General features: G+C 45.1%; 19 protein-coding genes. 10 read left to right on the plus strand and 9 right to left on the minus strand.

Features of this window, described 5'->3' with window-relative positions; genetic code table 11:
- Window positions 1-176: 176 nt before the first annotated feature.
- From ACTHPA_RS04205 to ACTHPA_RS04225, 5 genes are all read right to left on the minus strand, one after another.
- Window positions 177-1,583, minus strand: a complete 1,407-nt coding sequence (locus tag ACTHPA_RS04205; RefSeq protein WP_440498905.1) for a HAMP domain-containing sensor histidine kinase — start codon at window positions 1,581-1,583, stop codon at window positions 177-179.
- Window positions 1,580-2,281 (minus strand): winged helix-turn-helix domain-containing protein, encoded by a 702-nt coding sequence (locus ACTHPA_RS04210; protein ID WP_440498907.1) that lies wholly within the window; start codon window positions 2,279-2,281, stop codon window positions 1,580-1,582. The genes ACTHPA_RS04205 and ACTHPA_RS04210 overlap by 4 nt, the downstream gene beginning before the upstream one ends.
- Window positions 2,282-2,372: 91 nt before the next feature.
- Window positions 2,373-4,019, minus strand: a complete 1,647-nt coding sequence (locus ACTHPA_RS04215; protein WP_440498908.1) for a peptide ABC transporter substrate-binding protein — start codon at window positions 4,017-4,019, stop codon at window positions 2,373-2,375.
- A gap of 25 nt (window positions 4,020-4,044) precedes the next feature.
- A complete protein-coding gene (locus ACTHPA_RS04220; RefSeq protein WP_440498910.1) occupies window positions 4,045-5,007 on the minus strand; it encodes a dipeptidase in 963 nt (320 codons plus the stop codon).
- Window positions 4,994-5,719 carry a gamma-glutamyl-gamma-aminobutyrate hydrolase family protein gene (locus ACTHPA_RS04225; protein ID WP_440498912.1) on the minus strand — a complete coding sequence of 242 codons (726 nt, stop codon included), beginning with the start codon at window positions 5,717-5,719 and terminating at the stop codon, window positions 4,994-4,996. Before ACTHPA_RS04225 ends, ACTHPA_RS04220 begins: the two co-directional genes overlap by 14 nt.
- Before the next feature lie 254 nt (window positions 5,720-5,973).
- Between ACTHPA_RS04225 and ACTHPA_RS04230 the strand changes: the two genes are divergently transcribed.
- The 5 genes from ACTHPA_RS04230 to ACTHPA_RS04250 all read left to right on the plus strand — a co-directional run bounded on the left by ACTHPA_RS04230 (window position 5,974) and on the right by ACTHPA_RS04250 (window position 12,019).
- Window positions 5,974-6,987: an asparaginase gene (locus tag ACTHPA_RS04230; protein WP_440498914.1), complete on the plus strand. Its 1,014-nt coding sequence runs from the start codon at window positions 5,974-5,976 to the stop codon at window positions 6,985-6,987.
- Between the two features lie 30 nt (window positions 6,988-7,017).
- Window positions 7,018-7,953, plus strand: a complete 936-nt coding sequence (locus tag ACTHPA_RS04235; RefSeq protein ID WP_440498916.1) for an ABC transporter permease — start codon at window positions 7,018-7,020, stop codon at window positions 7,951-7,953.
- A 59-nt stretch (window positions 7,954-8,012) separates the two neighbouring features.
- Window positions 8,013-8,927, plus strand: a complete 915-nt coding sequence (locus tag ACTHPA_RS04240; protein ID WP_440499209.1) for an ABC transporter permease — start codon at window positions 8,013-8,015, stop codon at window positions 8,925-8,927.
- Between the two features lie 34 nt (window positions 8,928-8,961).
- On the plus strand, window positions 8,962-10,968 hold the full coding sequence (locus ACTHPA_RS04245; RefSeq protein WP_440498918.1) for an ABC transporter ATP-binding protein: 2,007 nt from the start codon (window positions 8,962-8,964) through the stop codon (window positions 10,966-10,968).
- A gap of 97 nt (window positions 10,969-11,065) precedes the next feature.
- Complete coding sequence (locus ACTHPA_RS04250; protein WP_440498919.1) at window positions 11,066-12,019, plus strand: winged-helix domain-containing protein; 954 nt, start codon at window positions 11,066-11,068, stop codon at window positions 12,017-12,019.
- Between the two features lie 196 nt (window positions 12,020-12,215).
- Here ACTHPA_RS04250 and ACTHPA_RS04255 read toward each other — a convergent pair whose 3' ends face one another.
- Window positions 12,216-13,379, minus strand: a complete 1,164-nt coding sequence (locus ACTHPA_RS04255) for a S1C family serine protease (RefSeq protein WP_440498921.1) — start codon at window positions 13,377-13,379, stop codon at window positions 12,216-12,218.
- Window positions 13,380-13,689: 310 nt separating this feature from the next.
- Between ACTHPA_RS04255 and adh the strand changes: the two genes are divergently transcribed.
- A complete protein-coding gene (gene adh, locus ACTHPA_RS04260) occupies window positions 13,690-15,231 on the plus strand; it encodes an aldehyde dehydrogenase (RefSeq protein WP_440498923.1) in 1,542 nt (513 codons plus the stop codon).
- Between the two features lie 37 nt (window positions 15,232-15,268).
- Window positions 15,269-15,631, plus strand: a complete 363-nt coding sequence (locus tag ACTHPA_RS04265) for a DUF779 domain-containing protein (RefSeq protein ID WP_440498925.1) — start codon at window positions 15,269-15,271, stop codon at window positions 15,629-15,631.
- 344 nt (window positions 15,632-15,975) lie between these two features.
- On the opposite strand, the gene ACTHPA_RS04270 is transcribed toward ACTHPA_RS04265, so the two are convergent.
- On the minus strand, window positions 15,976-17,622 hold the full coding sequence (locus ACTHPA_RS04270) for an S-layer homology domain-containing protein (RefSeq protein ID WP_440498926.1): 1,647 nt from the start codon (window positions 17,620-17,622) through the stop codon (window positions 15,976-15,978).
- A gap of 178 nt (window positions 17,623-17,800) precedes the next feature.
- On the minus strand, window positions 17,801-18,193 hold the full coding sequence (locus ACTHPA_RS04275; protein ID WP_440498928.1) for a thiol-disulfide oxidoreductase DCC family protein: 393 nt from the start codon (window positions 18,191-18,193) through the stop codon (window positions 17,801-17,803).
- A gap of 197 nt (window positions 18,194-18,390) precedes the next feature.
- Between ACTHPA_RS04275 and ACTHPA_RS04280 the strand changes: the two genes are divergently transcribed.
- Window positions 18,391-18,570, plus strand: coding sequence for a hypothetical protein (locus ACTHPA_RS04280; RefSeq protein WP_440498930.1), 180 nt, complete (start codon window positions 18,391-18,393; stop codon window positions 18,568-18,570).
- Window positions 18,571-18,733: 163 nt separating this feature from the next.
- A complete protein-coding gene (locus ACTHPA_RS04285; RefSeq protein WP_440498932.1) occupies window positions 18,734-19,987 on the plus strand; it encodes a dicarboxylate/amino acid:cation symporter in 1,254 nt (417 codons plus the stop codon).
- A gap of 98 nt (window positions 19,988-20,085) precedes the next feature.
- Here ACTHPA_RS04285 and ACTHPA_RS04290 read toward each other — a convergent pair whose 3' ends face one another.
- Window positions 20,086-21,003 (minus strand): MerR family transcriptional regulator, encoded by a 918-nt coding sequence (locus ACTHPA_RS04290; RefSeq protein ID WP_440498934.1) that lies wholly within the window; start codon window positions 21,001-21,003, stop codon window positions 20,086-20,088.
- A 28-nt stretch (window positions 21,004-21,031) separates the two neighbouring features.
- On the opposite strand from ACTHPA_RS04290, the gene ACTHPA_RS04295 reads away from it, so the two are divergent.
- Window positions 21,032-22,195 (plus strand): protoglobin domain-containing protein, encoded by a 1,164-nt coding sequence (locus ACTHPA_RS04295; RefSeq protein ID WP_440498936.1) that lies wholly within the window; start codon window positions 21,032-21,034, stop codon window positions 22,193-22,195.
- Window positions 22,196-22,201: the final 6 nt, after the last annotated feature.

Below are 22,201 nucleotides of genomic sequence, written 5' to 3' on the forward strand. Positions count from 1 at the left end.
TTAATTCATCAAGGGCTCAATTAATCGCGCAAAGGCTCAATTAATTCATCAAGGGCTCAATTAATCGCGCGAAGGCTCAATTAATTCCACAAGGGCTCCATTAATCGCACAAAGGCTCCATTGATTCCTTAAGGGCTCCTTTATTCCCGCAAAGATTTCATTCCTCTCCCGCAAACTCATTCATTCGGCAGCTTAATCATAAATTTCGTCCCTTTGCCTTTTTCACTCTCTACTGAAATTGTTCCACCGTGCAATGTGACCAGTTGTTTCACGATCGACAACCCAAGTCCGAACTCGCCATATGGATTCGTTGTCCGTGAATCGATCGCTTTGTAGAACCGGCTCCAAATCTTCTCAATTTCCTCAGGATCCATGCCGATGCCTGTGTCCTCGATTTCAATAATTGCACTCTCCTCTGACGTATAGCCCCTCAGCCAAATTGTGCCGTTTTCTGTGAACTGGATACTGTTCTTTGTTATGTTGATGAGGACTTGGGTGAGTCGATCGTAATCGGCGAAGATGGTAGCTTTTTCACTTACCTCGACGATAATTGCATCTGCTCGTTCGGCGGCAGTTTCCTCTAATTGATCCTGGATGATGGCAAGTAGTTCCGTCAGTTGGATTTCCTGTTTCAATAACGTTACTTGATTTGAGCGGATTTTTTCGTAATCCAGATTTTCATTCACGAGTCTGATAAGCCTCATCGTTTCACTGCTTGCGAGCTGGAGGCCCCGCTCCTTTTCTGATTCTGAAATCATGTCATTTCGTAATCCTTCAATAATGCCGCGGATTGTCGTGAGCGGCGTTCGAAGTTCATGCGATACATCCGCCATGAATTGCCTCCGACGATTTTCTAGATTTTCGATTTCCTCTGCCGATTCTTCGAGCTTTTCGACCATCTTGTTGAAGTCGCCTGCAAGCTCTCCAATTTCATCAACACCTGCTGTCGGAATTCGTACCGAATAGTCGCCTTGGGCCACATTCGCAGTCGCCGATCGAAGCCGATTGATGCGCCTTCCATGGAACGTCGATAGAAGTCCGCTCACTAGCAATGTAATTGCGAGGGCAATGAACGTCGTATAGATTAAATAGCTGTTCATTTGCGAAATGACTTCCCGAGATCCTTTGATCGGGGAGGTTAATAAAACACCGCCGACGAATTGGTTTCGGTGGAAATAGGGGAGAAGGACGAAAGTGACTGCCTGTTCGAACCGTTTGTATTCTTGTTTCACGGTAATCGTTTTCCCGTTTTGCAATTCACGCCATTCTTCCTCGTTCAGTTCGATCAAAGGTGTTTTCAGGCCTGTAGAATAAATGATAGCCGACTTTTCGTCGAATAAAGAGTATTGGATATCTCGGCCTTCCAATACATATCCATATGATTTCAAAATGGAACGTGAATTCCTTTGATCCTGCTCGATATCGGTCAATATCGATTGTCCGTACGAAGCGAGCTCTTCGGTTTTATTATCATAGACGAATTGCTCGACGAAATGGGAGAACAGCAGACTAAGGATTAGAAAGGCGATGATGATGACACTAATATGACTTGCCAGTTGCTGATGGAAATATTTGATTTTCATTTTGTATCACCGGTCGTTTCGTCAAATCGATAGCCGACACCCCATACTGTATGGAAAAACGGCTGGTCTGCTTTCGAAACCTTCGATCGTAATCGTTTGATATGCACATCTACCGTCCGGTCATCGCCGTAAAAATCGTATCCCCACACTCGATCCAGCAGTTGTTCACGCGAAAACACCTGTTTTGGATGCTGTATGAAAAATTGGAGCAAGTCGAATTCCTTTGGCGTCAAGTTCGGTACAGGCTTGCCGTCTAATCGTACTTCTCGGGTCGACGTGTTGATCGTGAAATGATTTGTCTTAAGCGTATCATTGTCGAAATCATCATCCTTCTTAACGGCATAGCGCCGTGTAACAGCTTTAATGCGGGCCATGAGCGCAAGTGGGCTGAACGGCTTCGTCACATAATCATCCGCGCCCATTTCAAGTCCAAGGACTTGGTCGGATTCACTATCTTTCGCCGTCAGCATGATGATCGGCACAGCAACCTCGGCTTGACGCAGTTTCCGGCAAATTGTCACCCCGTCCATCCCCGGCAGCATCCAGTCAATGATCAAGCAATCCCAACTTCCTGACACTGCCCGCTCATACCCTTGAAGACCATCTTTCACGAATTCGCCGTGAATCCCTTCTTTTTCAAAAAACAGTTCAATCATAGAAGATACGCTTTCATTGTCTTCGATTACGAGGATGTTCATTAGCCGCCCTCCTAAGTAAAGTTTCTCTATTCATTAATTATAGCGGAATGAAATAGAAAAACCCGCTTAGATTGCTAAGCGGGTTCGATAATTATTCGTCTACTTTCATTGTTTTAAGTTCAATGGAAGCGCCATAAGGGTGAATGATAACACCCTTTAAGTTCGGCTTTTGCAAGTATGCTTTTCCTTCAAAGTATAATGGGCCTAATGTGCCGTCATCGACGAGCATTAGTTTCTCTGCGTCAATCAACATTTGAAGGCGCTTCGCTTCATCTGCTTCGACAAGAGCGCTGTCGATCAATTTCTTATACTCTTCATTGTAATAGTTCCCGCGAAGGCCACGCAGTGGTTCTCCGATCCATAAGCTTAAAATGTCCATCGCGTCGTTATAGTCTGCGCCCCAACGGGAAATACCCATTTGGAATTCGTTCGCTCTCATCGCATCCAAGCGACCGCTGTACGGTTTCGTATCAATTTGAACATCGATGCCCAAATTCTTTTTGAATTCGCTTTGGAGGAAGATCGCTGTATCTTTTGCAATTGTATCGTCCGCTGTCAAAATTTTAAGCGGAGGCAACTCGCCGACTTCGGCGATTCCTTTTTCTAAGAACTCTTTTGCTTTTGCAACGTCCATTTTCACATGATCTCCGCTCAACTCACGGAATGTTTTATCACCATCGCCATATACACCTGCAGCGACTAATCCGTAAGCAGGAACAGATCCATTATTCAGTACTGTTTTAGTCAAAGTTTCTGCGTCATAAGCAAGTTGGAAAGCTTTACGGATATTGACGTTGTCAAAAGGCTTTTCAAGGAAGTTGAATTGCAAATACCAGGAAATGAATTCAGTTTCCGTGCCGAATTCCGCGCTGTCCTTATAAGAGTCAACATCAGAAGAAGCCAAGTAAACCCGATCCAATTCTCCAGCTTCATACAAGTTCAATGCTGTGCTTTGTTCTTTAATAACTTTCATCGTTACTTTATCGACATCTACATTGTCGAAATCCCAATACTCTTTGTTCTTCACTAATGTAACGCCTTGGGCTTGATTGTATTCAGTCAATGTGTATGGTCCGTTATAAAGGATTGCATCCGCAGTCAGTGCAAATTTATCTTCCCCGACTTCTTTAATGAATTTTTCGTTCAAAGGGAAGTATGTGACGAAAGCCGTTAACCCTAGGAAAAACGGTGTCGGTGTTTTAAGGGTGACAACAATCGTTTTTTCATCGGGAGTTTCAATAGCGACTGCATCAGCCTCAGCCTCGCCATCCACAAATTCCTGCCCGCCAACAATGTAATCGGAGAGGATATTTGAATATGCGCCTGCTGTATCCGGATGCATTGCCCGGAGCCACGAGTATTTGAAGTCTTCCGAAGTGACAGGGTCGCCGTTGCTCCATTTGATGCCGTCGCGCAGATGGAATGTGTACGTTAACTTGTCATCTGACACATCGACACTTTCTGCCATTGCGGGTTGAGGTTCATTGTTCTCATCCAAACGGTAAAGTCCTTCCATTACGTTGTTCAATATGGAGAAAGAGATGCCATCTGTCGTCAACACTTGGTTCAAATCGGGAATGTCGTTAGCGAGGCTCAAGTTGACGACTTTTTCCTTTTTGTCATTCGTTTCGCCAGCCTTTTCGCCGTCGTTGCCTTTCGAGTCGGTGAAGCCGCAGCCGCTTAGAATGACTGCCATGACCAAAGAAATTACGAGTAAAAAATTGAATTTTTTCTTCATTAGTATCCTCCTAACCTACTTGTCTTTAGCAAATTTCTTCCCCCGCATGCTGTAGTGTCATTACGCCGGGGCGGTGATCGAGAAAGTTCTTATATGCAAATCCTTTCACTTCATCTTCGCTATACTTTTTCAATAGCTCATTGATCAGAGCTGGTTGCATTGAGGCATCTTCAAGGCCGATGATTTTTTCAGAGATGCCGTCAAAATCCGATCCGAGCCCAATTTGACGGATTCCTCCGAGGGAACAGAAGTGATCGATATGTGCGATAAGGTCTGATATGGATGCATCTCCTTTTTCGATTACAAAAGGTGGGTTGTATACGACGTGGATTAGGCCATTCTTTTGGAATAAATGCGTCGCCTGCTCATCCGTCAAGTTCCTTCGATGATTGCAGATCGTTTTCGAGTTGGAATGGCTCGCTATCGGATAATGAGCTAAATCCATGACATCCCAAAAGGCTTTTTCGCTTAGATGGGAAACATCTGAAAGAATCTTATTTTCATTGCAAAATTCAATAATTTCTTTTCCGAAAGACGTTAAGCCCGCCCCGCGTTTTTCTCCGACGCCATCCGCAGCCAAATTCGCATTATTCCACGTCAACCCGATTGATAGAACTCCAAGTTCGCGAAGAATCGACAGCTTCTGCATATCATTTCCGATGCAGTCGACCCCTTCCAGCGTTAGAAATGCGCCGATTTCACCTTCTTGTAGTTGGTCGAAATCGCTCCACGTTTTCAACGCTTTCATATTCGGGTTCTTGCCGATGACATCCGTGTAAAAATAGTGGATTTGATCGAGTGCCGCTTGGAATTTTTGGTCCGACTTCAAAGATGGTGAAATGAAAATGGCGAAAGCTTGGATGTGAACTCCGCCTTGCTTAAGTTTTTCGTACGTGACATCGAGCTCATTGGAATCTTTAAATGACATGTTCCCTTCTGCCTTATGCATTCTAGCTAATACGTCACAATGCAGATCAATGATATTCAACTGCTCCCATCCTCTCTAAACAGGCTTTCATATACGCCTCGAAAAGTCGCTTGGAAACCTGATCAGCGTTTTCCACCAAAGCCTCGGGATGCCATTGCACGCCAATGACAAAATGGTGATCTGGACTTTCAATTGCCTCTACAATACCGTCACTCGCTTTACCCGAAACGATAAGCGGGGAAGGGATATCCTTCAACGCTTGATGATGGAACGAATTCACCATAATTTTTTCTGAAGCTGCGATGGACTCGAGCAATGTACCTTTTTCAAGATGGACCGAATGGGATTGGTGATCCCTTTTCGCTTTTTGGTCGTGCTGCAATAAAGCACTTGCGCTTTGTGAGTGAATGTCCTGGTATAGCGTTCCGCCAAAAGCGACATTCAGAACTTGGTGCCCTCTGCATATGCCGAGGATTGGTTTATCCAAAGAGAGCATTTGCCTGACAAGCTCCAATTCAGCCGTATCTCTTTCAGGAGTAACGTTTCCAAGCTGTGGCAGCGGCTCTTCGTTGAATAGTTGAGGATTCATATCGCCTCCGCCTGAAATCAGTAATCCATCTAGCAGCTTAGTAATCTGCTTTGCGTCATTTTCCACCCCGGTTGGTATGACAAGAGGTATGCCTCCACCCGTGATGACCGCCTGGATGTACGTGTTTTGAATCGAGTGAGTAGTCGAATCTATGTTGGAAGTAATGCCAATGACTGGTTTCAATTCTCAATCCCCCTTTTTTATTTGTGAATTGAACTTAACTTCACCACCCATCAGAATAGTCTGACGAATAAGTTGTTATAACCTTATCAAACCTGAAAGAACCTTTCAAGCAGTTTTTAAACTATTTTATCTATTTTATTTAATTCGAAAAGATTGTAATACGGAAAGTTAAAATTAATTAAATAAAGTGGTTGAAATAAGTTGTTTCAAGCTTTATACTTATTTGAAAATAAAGAGAATTGGAGTGTTAGAAAATGTCTGAGCTGCTTGTCACGGTGGAACGGGGTCAATTGATAGAAAGTATACATAGAGGCGACATTGCAATTGTCAATGCGCAAGGAGAGGTGATTTCTTCCGTTGGCGATATCGAAAAAGTCGTTTTTGCGCGTTCTTCCATGAAGCCACTGCAAACGATCCCAATTATTGAGACGGGCGCGGCCGATCACTATCAGTTCGACGATGGAGACTTGGCATTGGCTTGTGCTTCCCATAATGGAGAGAAACAACATACTGAACGCGCTGCATCAATCTTAAGCAGATTGGATTTGGAAGTGGCTCATTTGAAATGCGGCATGCATCCTCCGAGGCGGCAAGAGGCGTTTGAAGAACTAATAAAAAGTGGGGGAAATGTAACGCCTATCCATAACAACTGCTCTGGAAAACATAGCGGAATGCTTGCGACTGCCCAACATATGAATGAAAGTGTGGACGACTATTACAAAATCGACCATCCCGTACAGCAGCGAATCCTTACGGTCATTAGTGAGTTGACGGATGTGCCGATGGAAGATATCCAAATCGGCATAGACGGTTGCGGTGTTCCTGTCCATGGAATTCCGTTACGGAATTTGGCGCTTGGGTTTGCTCGAATGGCTGATCCGAGCGAACTGGAAGAATCGCGACAGCAATCTATCCGCCGGGTGACGACAGCTATGATGAATGCACCGGAAATGGTCGGCGGCACATCCCGTTTCTGTACGGATTTCATGAAGCATATGGGAGGGAAGATGTTCGGCAAAGTTGGTGCAGAGGGGGTTTATTGTGTAGGGGTGCCAAAAGCGGGAATCGGAATAGCTGTAAAAATAGAAGATGGTAATGCGCGCGCCACTTCAGCTGTCATCATGGAAATCCTTAGCCAGATGGATTTAATTGATGAACAGGAAGCGGGGGCTCTTGAATCTTATCATTATCCTCCTCTATTGAATGCTAGGAAAGAGTTGGTCGGCATGTTAAAGCCTGTGTTCAGCATTTATGAGACTGCGAGATAAATATGATCCGCGTGTGAAGGGGTGAAAGGAATGAAGAAATTCTTATTCGTCAGGGTCTTCAATATCATCTTGACACTTGTTGTCATTGCGACCGCTACTTTTTTTCTGATGAAATTATTGCCGGGTTCTCCTTTTGATGAAGAAAGGCTGGCTGGGCTGACGGAAGAGGCGAGGACTGAGTTTTATGCCAAGTACGGACTCGACAAGCCTGTTATCATGCAATATGGAATCTATATGGGGAACTTAGTGAAGGGCGATTTGGGAACTTCCTTTTATTTCAAAGGGCAAAAAGTAGAATCGCTTATTAAAGATAGGATCGGACCTTCTGCATTACTAGGTTTGCAAGCTGTGATCTTGGGAATGTCAATTGGCCTCATTCTCGGTATGGTTGCCGCATTCAGGCATAATACCGCGTGGGATTACTTCACGATGTTCATTGCTGTCATCGGTGTTTCGATACCGAATTTTGTTTTTGCGGCATTGCTGCAATATTATATCGGGTTGAAATGGGGGATTCTACCTGTCGCTTTCTGGGAGAGTTATAGCAGCTCGGTACTGCCGACAATCGCTTTAGCGATGATGGTCATCGCCCTCATTGCGCGGTTCACGCGAAATGAAATGCTTGAAGTACTGCAGCAAGATTATATATTGACTGCAAAATCAAAAGGGCTTTCAAAATGGAGTGTCGTTTTTAACCATACGCTCAGAAATTCACTTATCCCGATCATTACCATTTTAGGGCCTATCACTGTCAGCTTGCTTACAGGCTCTCTCGTTATTGAAAATATTTTCGGCATACCGGGAATCGGCAGCTTGTTTGTTGACTCGATCAAAGTGAATGATTATACGACAATCATGGGATTGACATTGTTTTACAGTGCGTTTTACATTTTGACGATTTTAGTCGTCGATTTATTATATGGGATTATTGATCCGAGAATACGTTTGACAGAGTCGAAGGGGTGAGGATGATGGCAAACAATAGCGTAAAAGAATATGAAGGCCGGCTGGATGAATTGGTTGAAATGGATTTCGATGAAAATTCTTTTGAAGTCGTCGGCTATCAAAAAGATTCACAGGAAGTCATCACTCGACCTCAAATGAGCATGTTTAAGGAAAGCTGGATACGTCTCAAGAAAAATAAAGGCGCGATGCTAAGTTTGGTCATTTTATCGATTCTTATTGTCATGGCGATTATCGGGCCGCATCTTAACGAGTACTCCTACGAGCAGACCGATTACGATAAAGTGTTCCAGAAGCCGAGCAGCGAGCATTGGCTTGGAACGGACCGTTTCGGCCGAGACCAATGGACACGGATTTGGGAAGGGACAAGGATATCTTTATACATCGCATTTTTAGCAGCTACTCTCGACTTGATCATCGGAGTTATGTATGGAGCTATTTCCGCTCTATTAGGCGGACGTGTCGATAACGTCATGCAGCGGATCATTGAAGTGTTGGTCGGAATTCCGAATCTTATTTTGATCATCTTGCTTATTATGCTTATGAAACCGGGGATTGTCACAATTACAATCGCGATGGTCATTACGGGTTGGGTGAATATGGCGAGGCTCGTAAGATCACAAGTATTTAAACTGAAAACCCAGGAATTCATTCTCGCCTCCAGGGCGCTAGGAGCATCGAACGGCAGGCTTATTAAAGAGCATTTCATTCCGAATACGGTCGGTTTGATTATCGTCAATATGATGTTTACAATTCCTGCCGCGATTTTCACCGAAGCATTTTTAAGTTTCATCGGGCTCGGACTGCAAGAGCCACTCGCTTCTCTTGGTGTTTTAATAAATGACGGATTTCAAGCAATGAGAAACCATTTTTACCTCTTGCTGTTCCCGGCACTGGTCATTGTCGGACTGATGGTCTGTTTCAACCTGTTGGCGGACGGTCTAAGGGATGCGCTCGATCCGAAAATGAAAAAATGATGTGTTGGATGTAAAGAACAAAGGGGGGATTTCGATGAAGCCATTACTGGAAGTGAAAGACTTACATGTATCATTCCATACCCAGGCGGGGGTCGTTAAAGCCGTCCGGGGTGTCAATTTTACGATAAATGAAGGGGAAACTTTGGCGATTGTAGGGGAATCGGGGTCAGGCAAATCGGTCACCTCCAAAGCGATCATGAAGTTGCTGCCGGATAAAATCGCAACATACGATGAGGGACAGGTTCTTTTCGACGGTCAAGACTTGTTGGAAGCGCCTGAAAAGAGAATGGAAGTTGTCCGTGGTTCGGAAATTGCCATGGTGTTCCAAGATCCGATGACAGCGTTGAATCCTACGATGACTATTGGAAAACAAGTCGCTGAAAGTGTCATTAAGCATCAAGGATTATCGAAAAAAGAGGCGCAGAAGCGAGCAATTGAAATTTTGGAGCTGGTCGGCATACCGGAGCCGGCAACACGCGTACACCAGTATCCCCATCAGTTTTCAGGCGGAATGAGACAGCGTGTTGTCATTGCGATTGCCATTGCGTGTAACCCTAGGCTTCTCATAGCAGATGAACCGACAACAGCATTGGACGTAACAATTCAAGCGCAGATATTGGATTTATTAAAAGACATTCAAAAGCGGATGGGCACGGCAATTATCCTTATCACCCATGACTTGGGTGTCGTTGCAAATATGGCGGATAAAGTTGCTGTCATGTATGCAGGCAAAATTGTTGAGGAAGGAACGGTCAATGAAGTCTTTTATGAATCACAGCACCCTTATACATGGGGGCTGTTGAAATCGATTCCCGATTTGGATGCGGATGAAGAGCTCTACTCCATCCCTGGTTCGCCTCCCGATTTATTGCATCCGCCAGTAGGGGATGCATTTGCTGCGCGAAATGAATTTGCCTTGGCGATCGATTATAAAACCCAGCCGCCGATGTTCAAAGTATCGGACAGCCATTATGCTGCCACTTGGATGCTGCATCCGAAGGCTCCTGATCTATCGACGGTCATTCAAGTGAAAGAAAGGGAAAAAGTTGTAGTAGCAAAAAAGAGAAAAAGTAAAATAGGGGATACGTCCCCGATCATACAAGTGAAGGACCTACAGAAGCATTTCCATCTTTCCGGCAACAAACAACTACGCGCTGTTGATGGCGTTTCTTTCGATATAAAAAAAGGGGAGACGCTCGGCTTGGTCGGAGAGTCAGGATGCGGGAAATCGACAACCGGAAGAACAATCATCCGTCTATATGAACCTACAGGCGGGGAAGTGTACTTTGACGGCGAGCCTATTCACGGCCAGTTAAAAAAGGGACAGGAAAATCGAATGAAGCAAAAGATCCAAATGATTTTCCAAGATCCATATGCTTCTCTTGATCCGCGGAAAAAAGTGCTCGACTCTGTAGCGGAAGGGATCGATATCCATCGATTGGCGGCTAGTCCAAAAGATAGAAAGGATATTGTGCAAAATCTTCTTGAAATCGTAGGGCTGAATAAGGAATTTATGAATCGTTACCCGCATGAGTTTTCAGGAGGCCAAAGACAAAGGGTTGGTATTGCTCGTGCGTTGGCGGTAAATCCAGAAGTGATCATAGCGGATGAGCCGATCTCTGCGCTAGATGTATCGATCCAAGCTCAAGTCGTTAATTTGCTGAAGGATTTGCAGTATGAGAAGGATTTGACATATTTATTTATCGCGCATGATATTTCTATGGTGAAGTATATAAGTGATCGTATTGGTGTTATGTATTTAGGGAATCTTGTCGAGCTTGCTCCTACAAAAGCGATCAGTGAAAATCCTTTTCACCCCTATACACAAGCCTTAATGTCTGCAGTTCCGGTTCCGGATCCAATGGAAGAACGCGGCAGGGAACGCATCGTGCTAACGGGAGACCTTCCGAACCCGATGAATCCGCCGACTGGATGCCGTTTCCGGACGCGCTGTCCGTTTGCAATGGAAAAGTGCAAAGAGACACCCATTTGGAAAGAGGCAGAAAAGGACCATTGGGTTGCCTGTCATCTCATCGATTGAATGAAGCGATTCTGCTAGCGAAACAGTCTATATACCTAGTCATTATGGTATGATGGAAACTAATTAGTGGATGGATTAGGGAAGATGAGGAGAAAGAATGAAAACCAAAATTCATATCATCTCGATACATGAAGGTTATTTAACGATAATTTCAAAACAACTGGAACTCATTTTTGGTGATAAAGCAATCATCTCGAAATTGGTCGTCAAAGACTTGGATGGAGACAGCATTGCAGCAGAAGATATTGTCATTTTATCAAGATCGATTTTGATGGGAGTTATCCGTCCGTTCATTCCAAACGGGTGCAAGACAATCATTGCACATCGGGAAGTGAATATCGCGAACACAAAGCGATTGATTGATCTACCTGCAGGGCAGAAATTATTAGTTGTAAACGATACACTTGAGAACGCCCAGGAAACACTGGATTCCTTAAAAAACATTTTCTTTACCCATACGTATTATTTAGATGACGAAAACAATCCGGAGCAAGCTATTCCTGCTGATATCGATTACATCGTCACTCCGGGAGAGATGGAATTTGTCCCGAGCAGATATTCGAATGTCATCGATATTGGCGATCGATTGTTATCTTATGGCACGGTATGGGCGATTGCGGAGGCGTTGGAAGCAGGATTCACTCATGAGCAAATGGTGAATCGTTATGTAAAATCCCAAGTTTCACTAGCCGATCCTAATGCCGTTGGATATGAGCCGGAAAAGGACTCCTATACAGATGTTGCAAACCTATCGCAAAGCGAGATACTGTCCATTAACAAGAAAATTGAAGAGCATGGCTTTTTGAAGGAAAGCATAAAAATATTAACCATTTATGCTGAAGGGAAAGCCCAGTTAAAAACATTTGGACGGGTAAAGCTGAAAAGGCTACTTGAGGAACATGATATTTATTTATCCGAACAGCAAATCCGCTTGCGTTTGGAAGTGTTGCAAGAACTAGGGCTTTTGAACGCCCGCCAAGGAAGAGGCGGAACGACCATTACGAATTTAGGGGAAGGCTATTTGCAGGCAGATAAATTGATTCAATCATAAATAAACACCTCCGCCTCAATGGCAGAGGTGTTTCAGCCTGTTGACAAACGCTCGCATCCGTTGTTGCTCGTCTCGCTCGTCCGCTCATGAACCTTAGTTCTATTCGCGTCTTCGCTCGACTTCGCGCCTAGGCTGGCAAGCGTTTTCAATCAGGCTGAGGAAATTCCTGCCCATTGCCACTTGCCTTAAAATTTTTTTATTCCACCGGTGAATTACTAGTCAACGTCAATTCGACTGTCCGTTTTTTGGAGCCTGTGTAAACAGTGAGTGTCGCTTTGTCTCCAATGGAAAGCTCGGAATAAAGGAATTTACGCAGTTCCATTGAATTGTTGATGGCGGTTCCGTTAATTGCAGTAATGACGTCCTGCTCTTTTAAACCGGCCTTGCCTGCAGCGGATGTCGGGTCAACGCTTGCGACCATTACGCCGCCTTTTACTTCTTGCGGCAAGTTCTGCACATACATATATGGCACGTCAGCAAGATCTGCGAGGCCGACGCCGATATAAGGCCGTTCGATTTTGCCGTTTTTCGTAATTTGTTCAAGCAATGGAACGACTTCATTGCTTGGGATTGCGAAGCCAAGGCCTTCCACGCCGTTTTCTGCGATTTTTAGACTGTTAATGCCGATCAGTTTTCCGTCAGTCGTCAAAAGGGCGCCGCCGCTGTTGCCGGGATTGATCGCTGCGTCAGTTTGGATGACGTTCATTTCCCAGCTGCCCGCGGTCGTATTCACATTGATGGAACGTGAAGGCGCACTAATGATACCTTGCGTGACTGTGCCGGAGAAATCTAGACTGAGCGGATTTCCGATTGCGACGACCGGGTCGCCTGCACGCAATTTATCGGAATCACCAAATTCAAGAGCAGTATCGACTTGTTTACTGCTAATTTTCAAGACGGCCAAATCGGTCAATGCGTCGCTTCCGATCAGTTCGGCAGTCTCCTTTTCGCTGCCTTGCAATGTCACTTCGATTTTACCTGCACCTTCGATGACGTGGTTATTCGTCACGATATAGGCGCTTGCTCCGTCAATTTTATAAATGACGCCAGAGCCTGTGCCGTATTCCGAAAGCTCCGAGTTGCCGGCGAATCGGTTGCCATTAGATTTGAAGTTCGATACACCGACAATCCCTTTTGATGCATGCTCCACCATATCGGATAATGTTGCAGGAGAATCCGCTGACGTTTGAACGATATTCGGACTTGAGGAAGAATTCCCCGTCACAGCCGACGCTGTCTCTTCCTTATATGTTTTTGTTTGTAAAATATCAGTATTCGCTACGACTCCCAACGTAAGCGCGGAGCCGAGAATTCCCGCCCCGACTGTCGAAACGAAACGTTTCCCAAATGAACTTGCCATAATAAAAACCCCTCTCTTGTACTCGTTGTTTTCATTGTAAAAGGAAAGTATGAACAAATTATTACGGAGGGATGAACAAATGGTAAACGATGGGCGACTATAAAACCTTAGCAAACGGTGATAAACTATCTAACTTGCAATAGTTAGTATAGTCAGATAGAATGAATTCACAGACTCTTCATTCTTAATAACCGCAGCAAATGTAAGCGTATTCAATAGGAATGACACTACACACTCGCGCATATGGTGGCTTTGTGTGCAATTTTTGCACTTACTATAGCAATCTATAAAGAATAGGGAGGAATGGAACATGGTACAAGCTGTTGAGAATCACGTTTATGCATTTCCGAACACAGAAGGGGCAAAGGTGAATTTCAAGGAACGCTATGATAATTTTATCGGCGGAAAATGGGTTGCCCCGGTGAATGGTCAGTACTTCGACAACCCGACGCCAGTCACAGGCAAAGTGTTTACGCAAGTGGCACGTTCAACTGCGGAAGACATTGAGCTTGCGCTGGATGCGGCACATGCTGCGAAAGATGCTTGGGGTAAAACATCCGTCACGGAACGGGCGAATATCCTGTTGAAAATTGCTGATCGCATGGAAGCGAATCTTGAAATGCTTGCCGTTGCGGAAACGTGGGAAAACGGAAAAGCGGTTCGTGAAACATTGAATGCCGATCTGCCGCTTGCAATCGACCATTTCAGATATTTCGCTTCGGCAATCCGTGCGCAAGAAGGCGGAGTCAGCCAAATCGACAACAATACAGTGGCGTACCATTTCCATGAGCCGATCGGGGTCGTAGGACAGATCATCCCTTGGAACTTCCCGCTGTTAATGGCGGTTTGGAAGCTTGCTCCTGCGCTCGCAGCAGGGAACTGTGTAGTTTTGAAGCCAGCGGAACAAACACCGTCATCCATCTTAGTATTAATGGAATTAATCGAGGATTTATTGCCTGCTGGAGTCGTCAATATCGTTAATGGATTCGGATTGGAAGCGGGCAAACCGCTTGCGTCAAATCCTCGGATCGGAAAAATCGCATTCACGGGCGAGACGACGACGGGCCGCCTCATCATGCAATATGCATCACAAAATTTGATTCCGATGACGCTTGAGCTTGGTGGGAAATCGCCAAATATCTTCTTCGAGGATGTTATGGCGGAAGACGATTCATTCCTCGATAAAGCGATTGAAGGCTTCGTCATGTTTGCGCTGAACCAAGGGGAAGTGTGCACATGCCCTTCACGTGCATTGATCCAGGAATCCATTTACGACAAATTCATTGAGCGTGCAATTGAGCGTGTCAAGGCGATCAAGACCGGCAATCCGCTCGATCCGACAGTCATGATGGGTGCGCAAGCTTCGACAGAGCAACTGGAAAAAATCCTTTCATACCTCGATATCGGTAAGCAGGAAGGCGCCGAGTGCCTCGTCGGCGGCGAGCAAAATAAACTAAGCGGCGAGTTGGCTGACGGATATTATGTCAAACCGACCGTCTTCAAAGGGAATAATAAAATGCGCATCTTCCAAGAGGAAATCTTCGGACCTGTCGTGTCTGTCACGACGTTCAAGACGAAGGAAGAAGCGTTGGAAATTGCGAACGATACATTATACGGTTTAGGTGCAGGCGTTTGGACACGTGATATGAATACGGCGTATCGCTTCGGACGGGGCATTGAAGCCGGACGCGTCTGGACGAACTGCTACCATGCATATCCGGCGCATGCCGCTTTCGGAGGCTACAAGGCTTCTGGAATCGGACGAGAAAACCATCTGCAAATGCTGTCGCATTACCAACAGACGAAAAATATGCTCGTCAGCTATAGCGAAGACAAATTAGGCTTCTTTTAAGAAACACTTGATTGTTGAGTGAAAAGGAGGAATGCCGATGCCAGAACGCGTTCTTGCAACGGACGCCGCTTTGGAATTGATCGAATTATTGAAGGGAAAGCATGGCCCATTGATGTTCCACCAATCGGGAGGGTGTTGTGACGGCTCCTCTCCGATGTGTTATCCGGAAGGCGACCTGATTATCGGTGATCAGGACGTCCTTCTTGGGCATATTGGCGGCACGCCTTTCTACATGCATAAAAACCAGTTTGAATATTGGAAGCACACGCAGCTGATCATTGACGTCGTGGATGGAAGGGGAGGCATGTTCTCTTTGGAGGGAGTGGAAGGGAAGCGATTCCTCACACGGTCCCGTGCATTTACGGCGGAGGAGAATGAAAAACTGCAGCAAGAAGCATAAAGGAGCTGTCCAGAAAGTCAGTTTTTACTGACTATCTGGGCAGCTCTGTTTCTAGTAGCGCAAGTGATCATAAACCGTTGTAAGTGATCATAAATCCAGGTGAGTGATCATAAATCGCTGTGAGTGATCATAAATCCAAGTAAGTGATCATAAATCGTTACGAGTGATCATAAATCCAGGTGAGTGATCATAAATCCAGGTGAGTGATCATAAATCCAGCTAAGTGATCATAAATCGCTTCAAGTGATCATAAATCCAGCTAAGTGATCATAAAACACCCCTAACCCAAAAAAGAGACTGCCAAAAAGTCGACTCAGCGACTCTCCGGACAGTCTCTTCTCATATTATTGATTCGTTAAACTCAACAACTTCGTCAATAGACTCGCAGCAAATGCGCGCGTCGCTGGTTCAGTTGGATGGAATGCTCCATCTTCCAACGAGATGACGCCAAGTCCGCTCATTGTTGCAATTGCTTGGACTGTCTCTGCATCATAGTCTCCCATATCACCAGGTGGCGTGAATGTATTGGATGTAGGAAGATCGCCTCCAAGCTTGCTTTCTGCTACGCGCCATACCATTAGCGCTAACTGTGCACGCGTTACATTTTCAGTCGGCTTGAAATGACCGTCCTCCCCTTTGACAAGTCCGTTCGCAAAGGCAGTTTGAATGTCGGATTGCGTTGCGGCCGCATAATCACCAATATCATCGAATGGAGAGATGATATCAGCTGCTGGCAGCTGCAATGCACGAACGAAAATCGAAGCCGCTTGCGCCCGCGTCAATGCATTTTCAGGTTGGAATGATCCATCTGCATACCCGTTGAAAATTCCAAGTGAAGCAGCTTGCTCAATTGCATTCTCGGCCCAATGACCTTTAATATCGTTGAATAATGAGACTGCAGCTTCCGTCGTCACTGTTACGGAAGGTGACTCCTCGCTGCTCGTACCGTTTTCATCTACTGCCACGATTGAGAATGTATACGATTTATCTTCTTCCAACTTTCCAACCGTGAATGAATTCACATCGCCTTCAACGGATCCGACCTTTTCATCCCCGAGATAAATATCATATGTCGCAATCTGCCCCTCAGATATTGCAGGCTTCCAAGTGAGCGTGATGGCATCTGTTGAAACTTCTTCTGCTACGAAAGCATCAACCGGAATCCACGGATAGTCAGCTTGTACTTTATTCCAAAATTGTTCCGCTACGATTTGATACCCTTCCGGACTCAAGTGGATATTTTGTGGATTTGGCAAATTCACCTTGAAATCTTTTGCAACTGCATCAGCAGTTTGAATCCAATCAACATTCGGCAATTGTGCTGCCGTCTCAATTGCTGTATTCACACCCGCCAACAACTGCGCGAGCAAAGGTTGAATCTCTGCTGGTAAATGCGGATAAGGATTGTAATAGCCCATTACATACACTTGTGCGTCTGGATTGAGCTTATGGATTTCTGTAATGATCTTCATCAAATTCATACCGACTTGCTTGATCTCCATTTGAAGCGCTTGCTCGTCATACGTGACAGCAAACGTCTTCGGGTCAATCTTCACATGCGCAAGCACATCATTCGCACCCGCACTGATTGTAATTAAACCTGCACTAGCAATCGCGTCATGGAGCTTGATGGAATTGCCATCAGTATCTTTCCGCGTCGCATTTTCTTCGATATCCTTCAGCACGTCCTTTGTAGTATAGCCAGGCACAGCAAAGGATTTATTGAAAGAATGTAATAGCCCTGTTTCTTCCATAGTACCTGCAAGGTAATCGGCATAACCGTCACCCATTTCACCTAGATGGTCCATTCCGGCAGCAAGTGAATCACCTAAAGCAAGGTAACTCGCAGAGGCGACCCATGTCGGAGCGGCAATTTTAGTTGTACTCTCACTAACCGATGTGTCAGCGCTTACAATTTGAAGAGGTGCGATTCCCACATAAAGCAAGAGCGCGAATACAGCAAGCAACTTACATATGAACTTTTTTCCCATACTTCCTCCCTTTGGAACTGTTTTTCTACATTTTACCTGACAATTATGAAACTTTCAACATAGTATGTACTACCTTGTTGGACAAACATCTTGCTACTCCTAAATGTATGTCCGATTTTAAAAAATATGTGGAAAATAAAAAGGAGCTTCTCATAAAAGGAGAAACTCCGGAATATTGTTAAATAAATCGTTTCCTTTCCTCGGGCGAAGGGAGCATGCATGCACCTTCATTTTTGCCGAACCAGCGATAACGATTGCGCGCAAAATAATCGTAAAAGCCGTCACGGATATTACGTGGGACGAGTATAAATAGAAACAAGAGGTGCCACAAGCCATCTAGCTTTTTAGCAATATGAAGAGCCGCGGAAGACTTCGTGTACGCCTTTCCGTTTTCGATTAACACAATGCTATCAACGTCATCCGGAATGTTATATTGCTTCACATACTTTTCCCCGGTTTCACTTTGCAATGAAGAAAAAAGGAAGTGGGCGGCAGGATCCCGTTTTATAATGAACTGTACGCTTGAATTGCAGAAATTGCATTCTCCATCGAATAAAACAATCCGTTTCATCATCGTGTCTCCTTCCGACTTGCTTCTTCTTTTTATTATATCCTGTTCAAATGAAACGAAACACAATCTGTGCTTCTTTGATTTTATACAGAAAATTTGGTATAATAATAGAGGTGAAAACGGATACTACCATTTTTCTAACGTCTTCATTTCCCGTTACATTTGCCTTTGGTAACATGAGAAGGAGAGTGATTTGAATGGAATGCGTATTCATTGATCCGTACGAAATGGAATTGAGAAGGGACCCTGATTTTATCGCATCGCTTGAAATGATCGATGAAGGCTCGCCTGTCCATTATCCAAATAATGACCGCAAGCCAAAGTTGAGGGAAGCTTCCGGTTTTGATGCAAGTGAATTGCCACAGACATATCAATAATAGCATGTATGAGAGCTGTCTCCGATCTAGGGGGCAGCTCTTTTGTATTGCTTATGTATGAAAAATAGAAGTTTCAAAATTAAGAAACTAAGGGATAGATAGACAGATAGCATAGAAGAGATCGTCTTAATGCTTCCGATTATTAGACATAGGAGGAATCGCCATGAAGTTAGCACGAAATATTATCATCGCCCTTATTGCCGGTGTCGTTGTCGGACTCCTTCTAAACTTATTTGCGCCTGGAATTTTCGTATATGCTGATAAGTACCTGTTCAAAACGTTAGGCACCATCTTCCTAAATTTAATGAAGATGCTCGTCATCCCGGTCGTTTTTGTTTCCATTGCGCTTGGAACGATTGGCATAGGTGATCCTAAGAAGTTAGGAAGGATCGGTGGGAAGACATTAGTATTCTTCTTAGCTACAACCGCTATCGCTATTGTCATCGCCCTTTCTTTGGCACTCCTGTTAAAGCCGGGTGCAGGGGGGGATTTTGATACGACAGGAGCGAATTATGAAGCGGAAGAGGCACCGCCTGTCACCGATACGTTGTTAGGCATCATCCCGACAAATCCGATCACTGCAATGGCGGAAGGAAATATGTTGCAGATTATCTTCTTTGCAGCATTGGTCGGATTCGGGATTGCAATGCTCGGCAAGCGAGTGGAAAGAGTGACTGAATTTCTAGAGCAGGCTAACGAACTCATTATGTACCTTATCACTTTCATCATGAAGTTTGCGCCATACGGAGCATTTGGCTTGATTGCATCAGCAGTCGGCAGTCAAGGGTTCGACGCGCTGCGGGCGATGGGAATGTACATGGGTGTTGTTCTAGGTGCTCTTCTCATTCACTCGGTCGTCGTCTACGGAGGCTCGGTGTCTTTACTCGGCAAGCGGAATCCGATCTGGTTCTTCAAAAACTTCTTTCCTGCGCAGGTCGTCGCCTTTAGTACGGCGAGTTCTGCGGCAACGCTTCCGATTTCTATGAAGACTGCACAAGAGAAGTTGAAAGTGCCTGAATCGATCAGTTCATTTACACAATCTTTAGGCGCAACGATCAATATGGACGGGACGGCGATTATGCAAGGGGCAGCAGTTGTGTTCATAGCCCAGGCTTTTGGCATTGAACTGTCAATGGGACAGTTGCTCACTGTCGTCCTCACTGCCGTCCTTGCTAGCATAGGAACGGCTGCTGTGCCGGGTGCAGGGCTGATCATGCTGGCGATGGTTCTAACATCTGTTGGCCTGCCTGTCGAAGGAATTGCACTCGTCCTCGGTGTCGACCGACTGCTGGATATGGTGCGAACGGCTGTCAACATTACAGGGGATGCAGCTTGTGCAGTTGTCGTTGCTCAGACGGAGGGCGTCCTAGGTAATCCGGATGATGATCGCGTGCCGTCGAGTACTAAAACCGCCTGACTCAACGGACGGGAAAGCATAAATGAAGCTGTCCAGAAAATCAGCAAAGAGACTGATTTTCTGCGACAGCTTTTTGCTTGAAAACGATTGCGTCACGCTTATTTTCCTAAGTCAATACTCTCCCACACATCTTGGAGGTCATCTGTCAGGCGGATGGCCTGTAGCTCTTTTGCGGCTTGTTGTGCCATCGTTCCTTTACCGCCGATGAAAAAGTGGCTGTTCGGCTGCTTTGCTGCAAATGCATCAAGCTTCTTCAATAGGTCTGGCTCCTCTTCAAAAGGGATGGAAGTGGACGCAGAAAGGATAACGATGTCAGGACGGATCTTTTGGATCACTGCCTCGATGGAACCCGGTGCGGGGGAAGCGCCGACTAGAAAGGTACGCCATCCTTTTAGCATGAATTGTAACAGGACAAGATGAAGCGGGATTTCATGCCGTTCATATGGAAGGCATGCGGCGAGGGCCACAGGGGCTTCCGGATGATGCTGATTGTTTCTTCGGAGCTGCACGAGATAATCACGGACGGCGAGGCTTGAAACCGATTCTTGGTATTCATCCCATTCTCCTCTCTCCCATCGATCGCCGACTTCCTGCAAGAAAGGTTTGATGACTTGGTCCAACAAGGCGGAAAGTCCGACTTCGTAATTTGCCTGTTGAAGGGTGATCATCAATTCGAGCTCATCGCATCTGTTTCCCTTTTCCAATAATTGAAGGACGAATTCATTCAACCTGCCCTTTTGGAGTGATGGTTCCTTAAGGGAGGGAACTATCTCTTCTTTCATTTTATCGGCCAGTTGAACTGCTTGCCGGATCGGCATGCCTTCTTCACAGAGTGTTTTGACATGCAAGAGGAGATTGATGTCTTTCTCGCTATATATGCGGTAGCCATTTGGTAGCCGTTCGGGGCGGATAAGATCGTAACGCTCTTCCCATTTGCGGATGACCTGCTTGGAAAGACCCGTCATGTCCGCAACCTGCTGGATATAATAACGATTATTTGTAGTAGCTCTGCCCAAACCGGCCCCTCCTAACGAATTGCAAGATTTGGCAAAGATTCATACATATCAACCTATTATTAAAGAAAGTATCGAAGATGTGGTCTCTGTTTTTTATGAAAATGTATTAGCGGTTCCTAAACTTCGTAAAATTATTGAGGAACGGACACAAGTGGATTATTTGAAGAGCGTTTTAAGTGACTACATCGTGGAAATGTTTGACGGGCGGATAGATACGGAGTCCATCAGAAAAAAGGTGAAATTGGCGAACATGCACTTCAGCCTGGGTGTCGAACCGAAATGGTACATGGGTACCTTTCAACAAATCCAGGAAAAGTTGATCCGACTGATTTCCGAAAAGGTAAGCCCTTGGGAAGAACGGATGGCAGCTGCTACGGCCGTCTCCAAGCTCATAAACTTTGAAATGCAAATTGTGTTGGAAGAATACGAGAAGAAGAATGAAGAGTTGAGGCGTGAGCAATATGATATTGTGAAAAATGAATTGAAAGGAAAGATTTCATCCATCAGCGAAGACTTAGCAGGCCTAACGGAAGAAACTAGCATCTCAATTGAACAAGTGGATGCAAATGCACATGTCATTCGCTCCAGTATCCATTCGAATGTTGAGAGTGTGAAAATGATTCAAAGCTTTGCTGTCCTTGGAAATGAGAAGGTGGAGCAGTTGGAAGAGCAGATGACCTTCATTTCTGGGAATACGGAGAAGATGGTGAACCTAATCGGGGATTTGAAAGACTCCTCGAATGAAATTATCGATATTATCGAGATGGTGAAAAAGATTGCAGAACAGACAAACTTGTTGGCTTTAAATGCCTCAATTGAAGCAGCGCGAGCGGGGGACGCTGGTAAAGGCTTTGCGGTCGTAGCCCAGGAAGTCCGTAAATTAGCGGAGCAATCTAAACAATCCGTTGAGCAAATTACTGAACTCGTCAGTAAATCCACTAGCTTAACAGACCAGGCTGTCGGAACAATTGACGAAGTACGAGAAAGTGTTTCCCTTGGGATGAAAGGTTCTAAAGAATCACAAATGAAATTCATGAAGATCCTCCATTCCATAGAGGACAATAATGAGCATATTAGCCGAATTGAAACAGACGTGACGGCACTTGTGCAAGTTATTAAGGAAATAGGAAACGACACGAAGAAGGTGGCAGCTACAGCCGACAGTCTTCACCAGACAGCTTTGCAAATATAAGTGACA

It is taken from the genome of Sporosarcina sp. SAFN-015 (assembly GCF_051966875.1).
In the GTDB taxonomy this organism is placed as follows: domain Bacteria; phylum Bacillota; class Bacilli; order Bacillales_A; family Planococcaceae; genus Sporosarcina.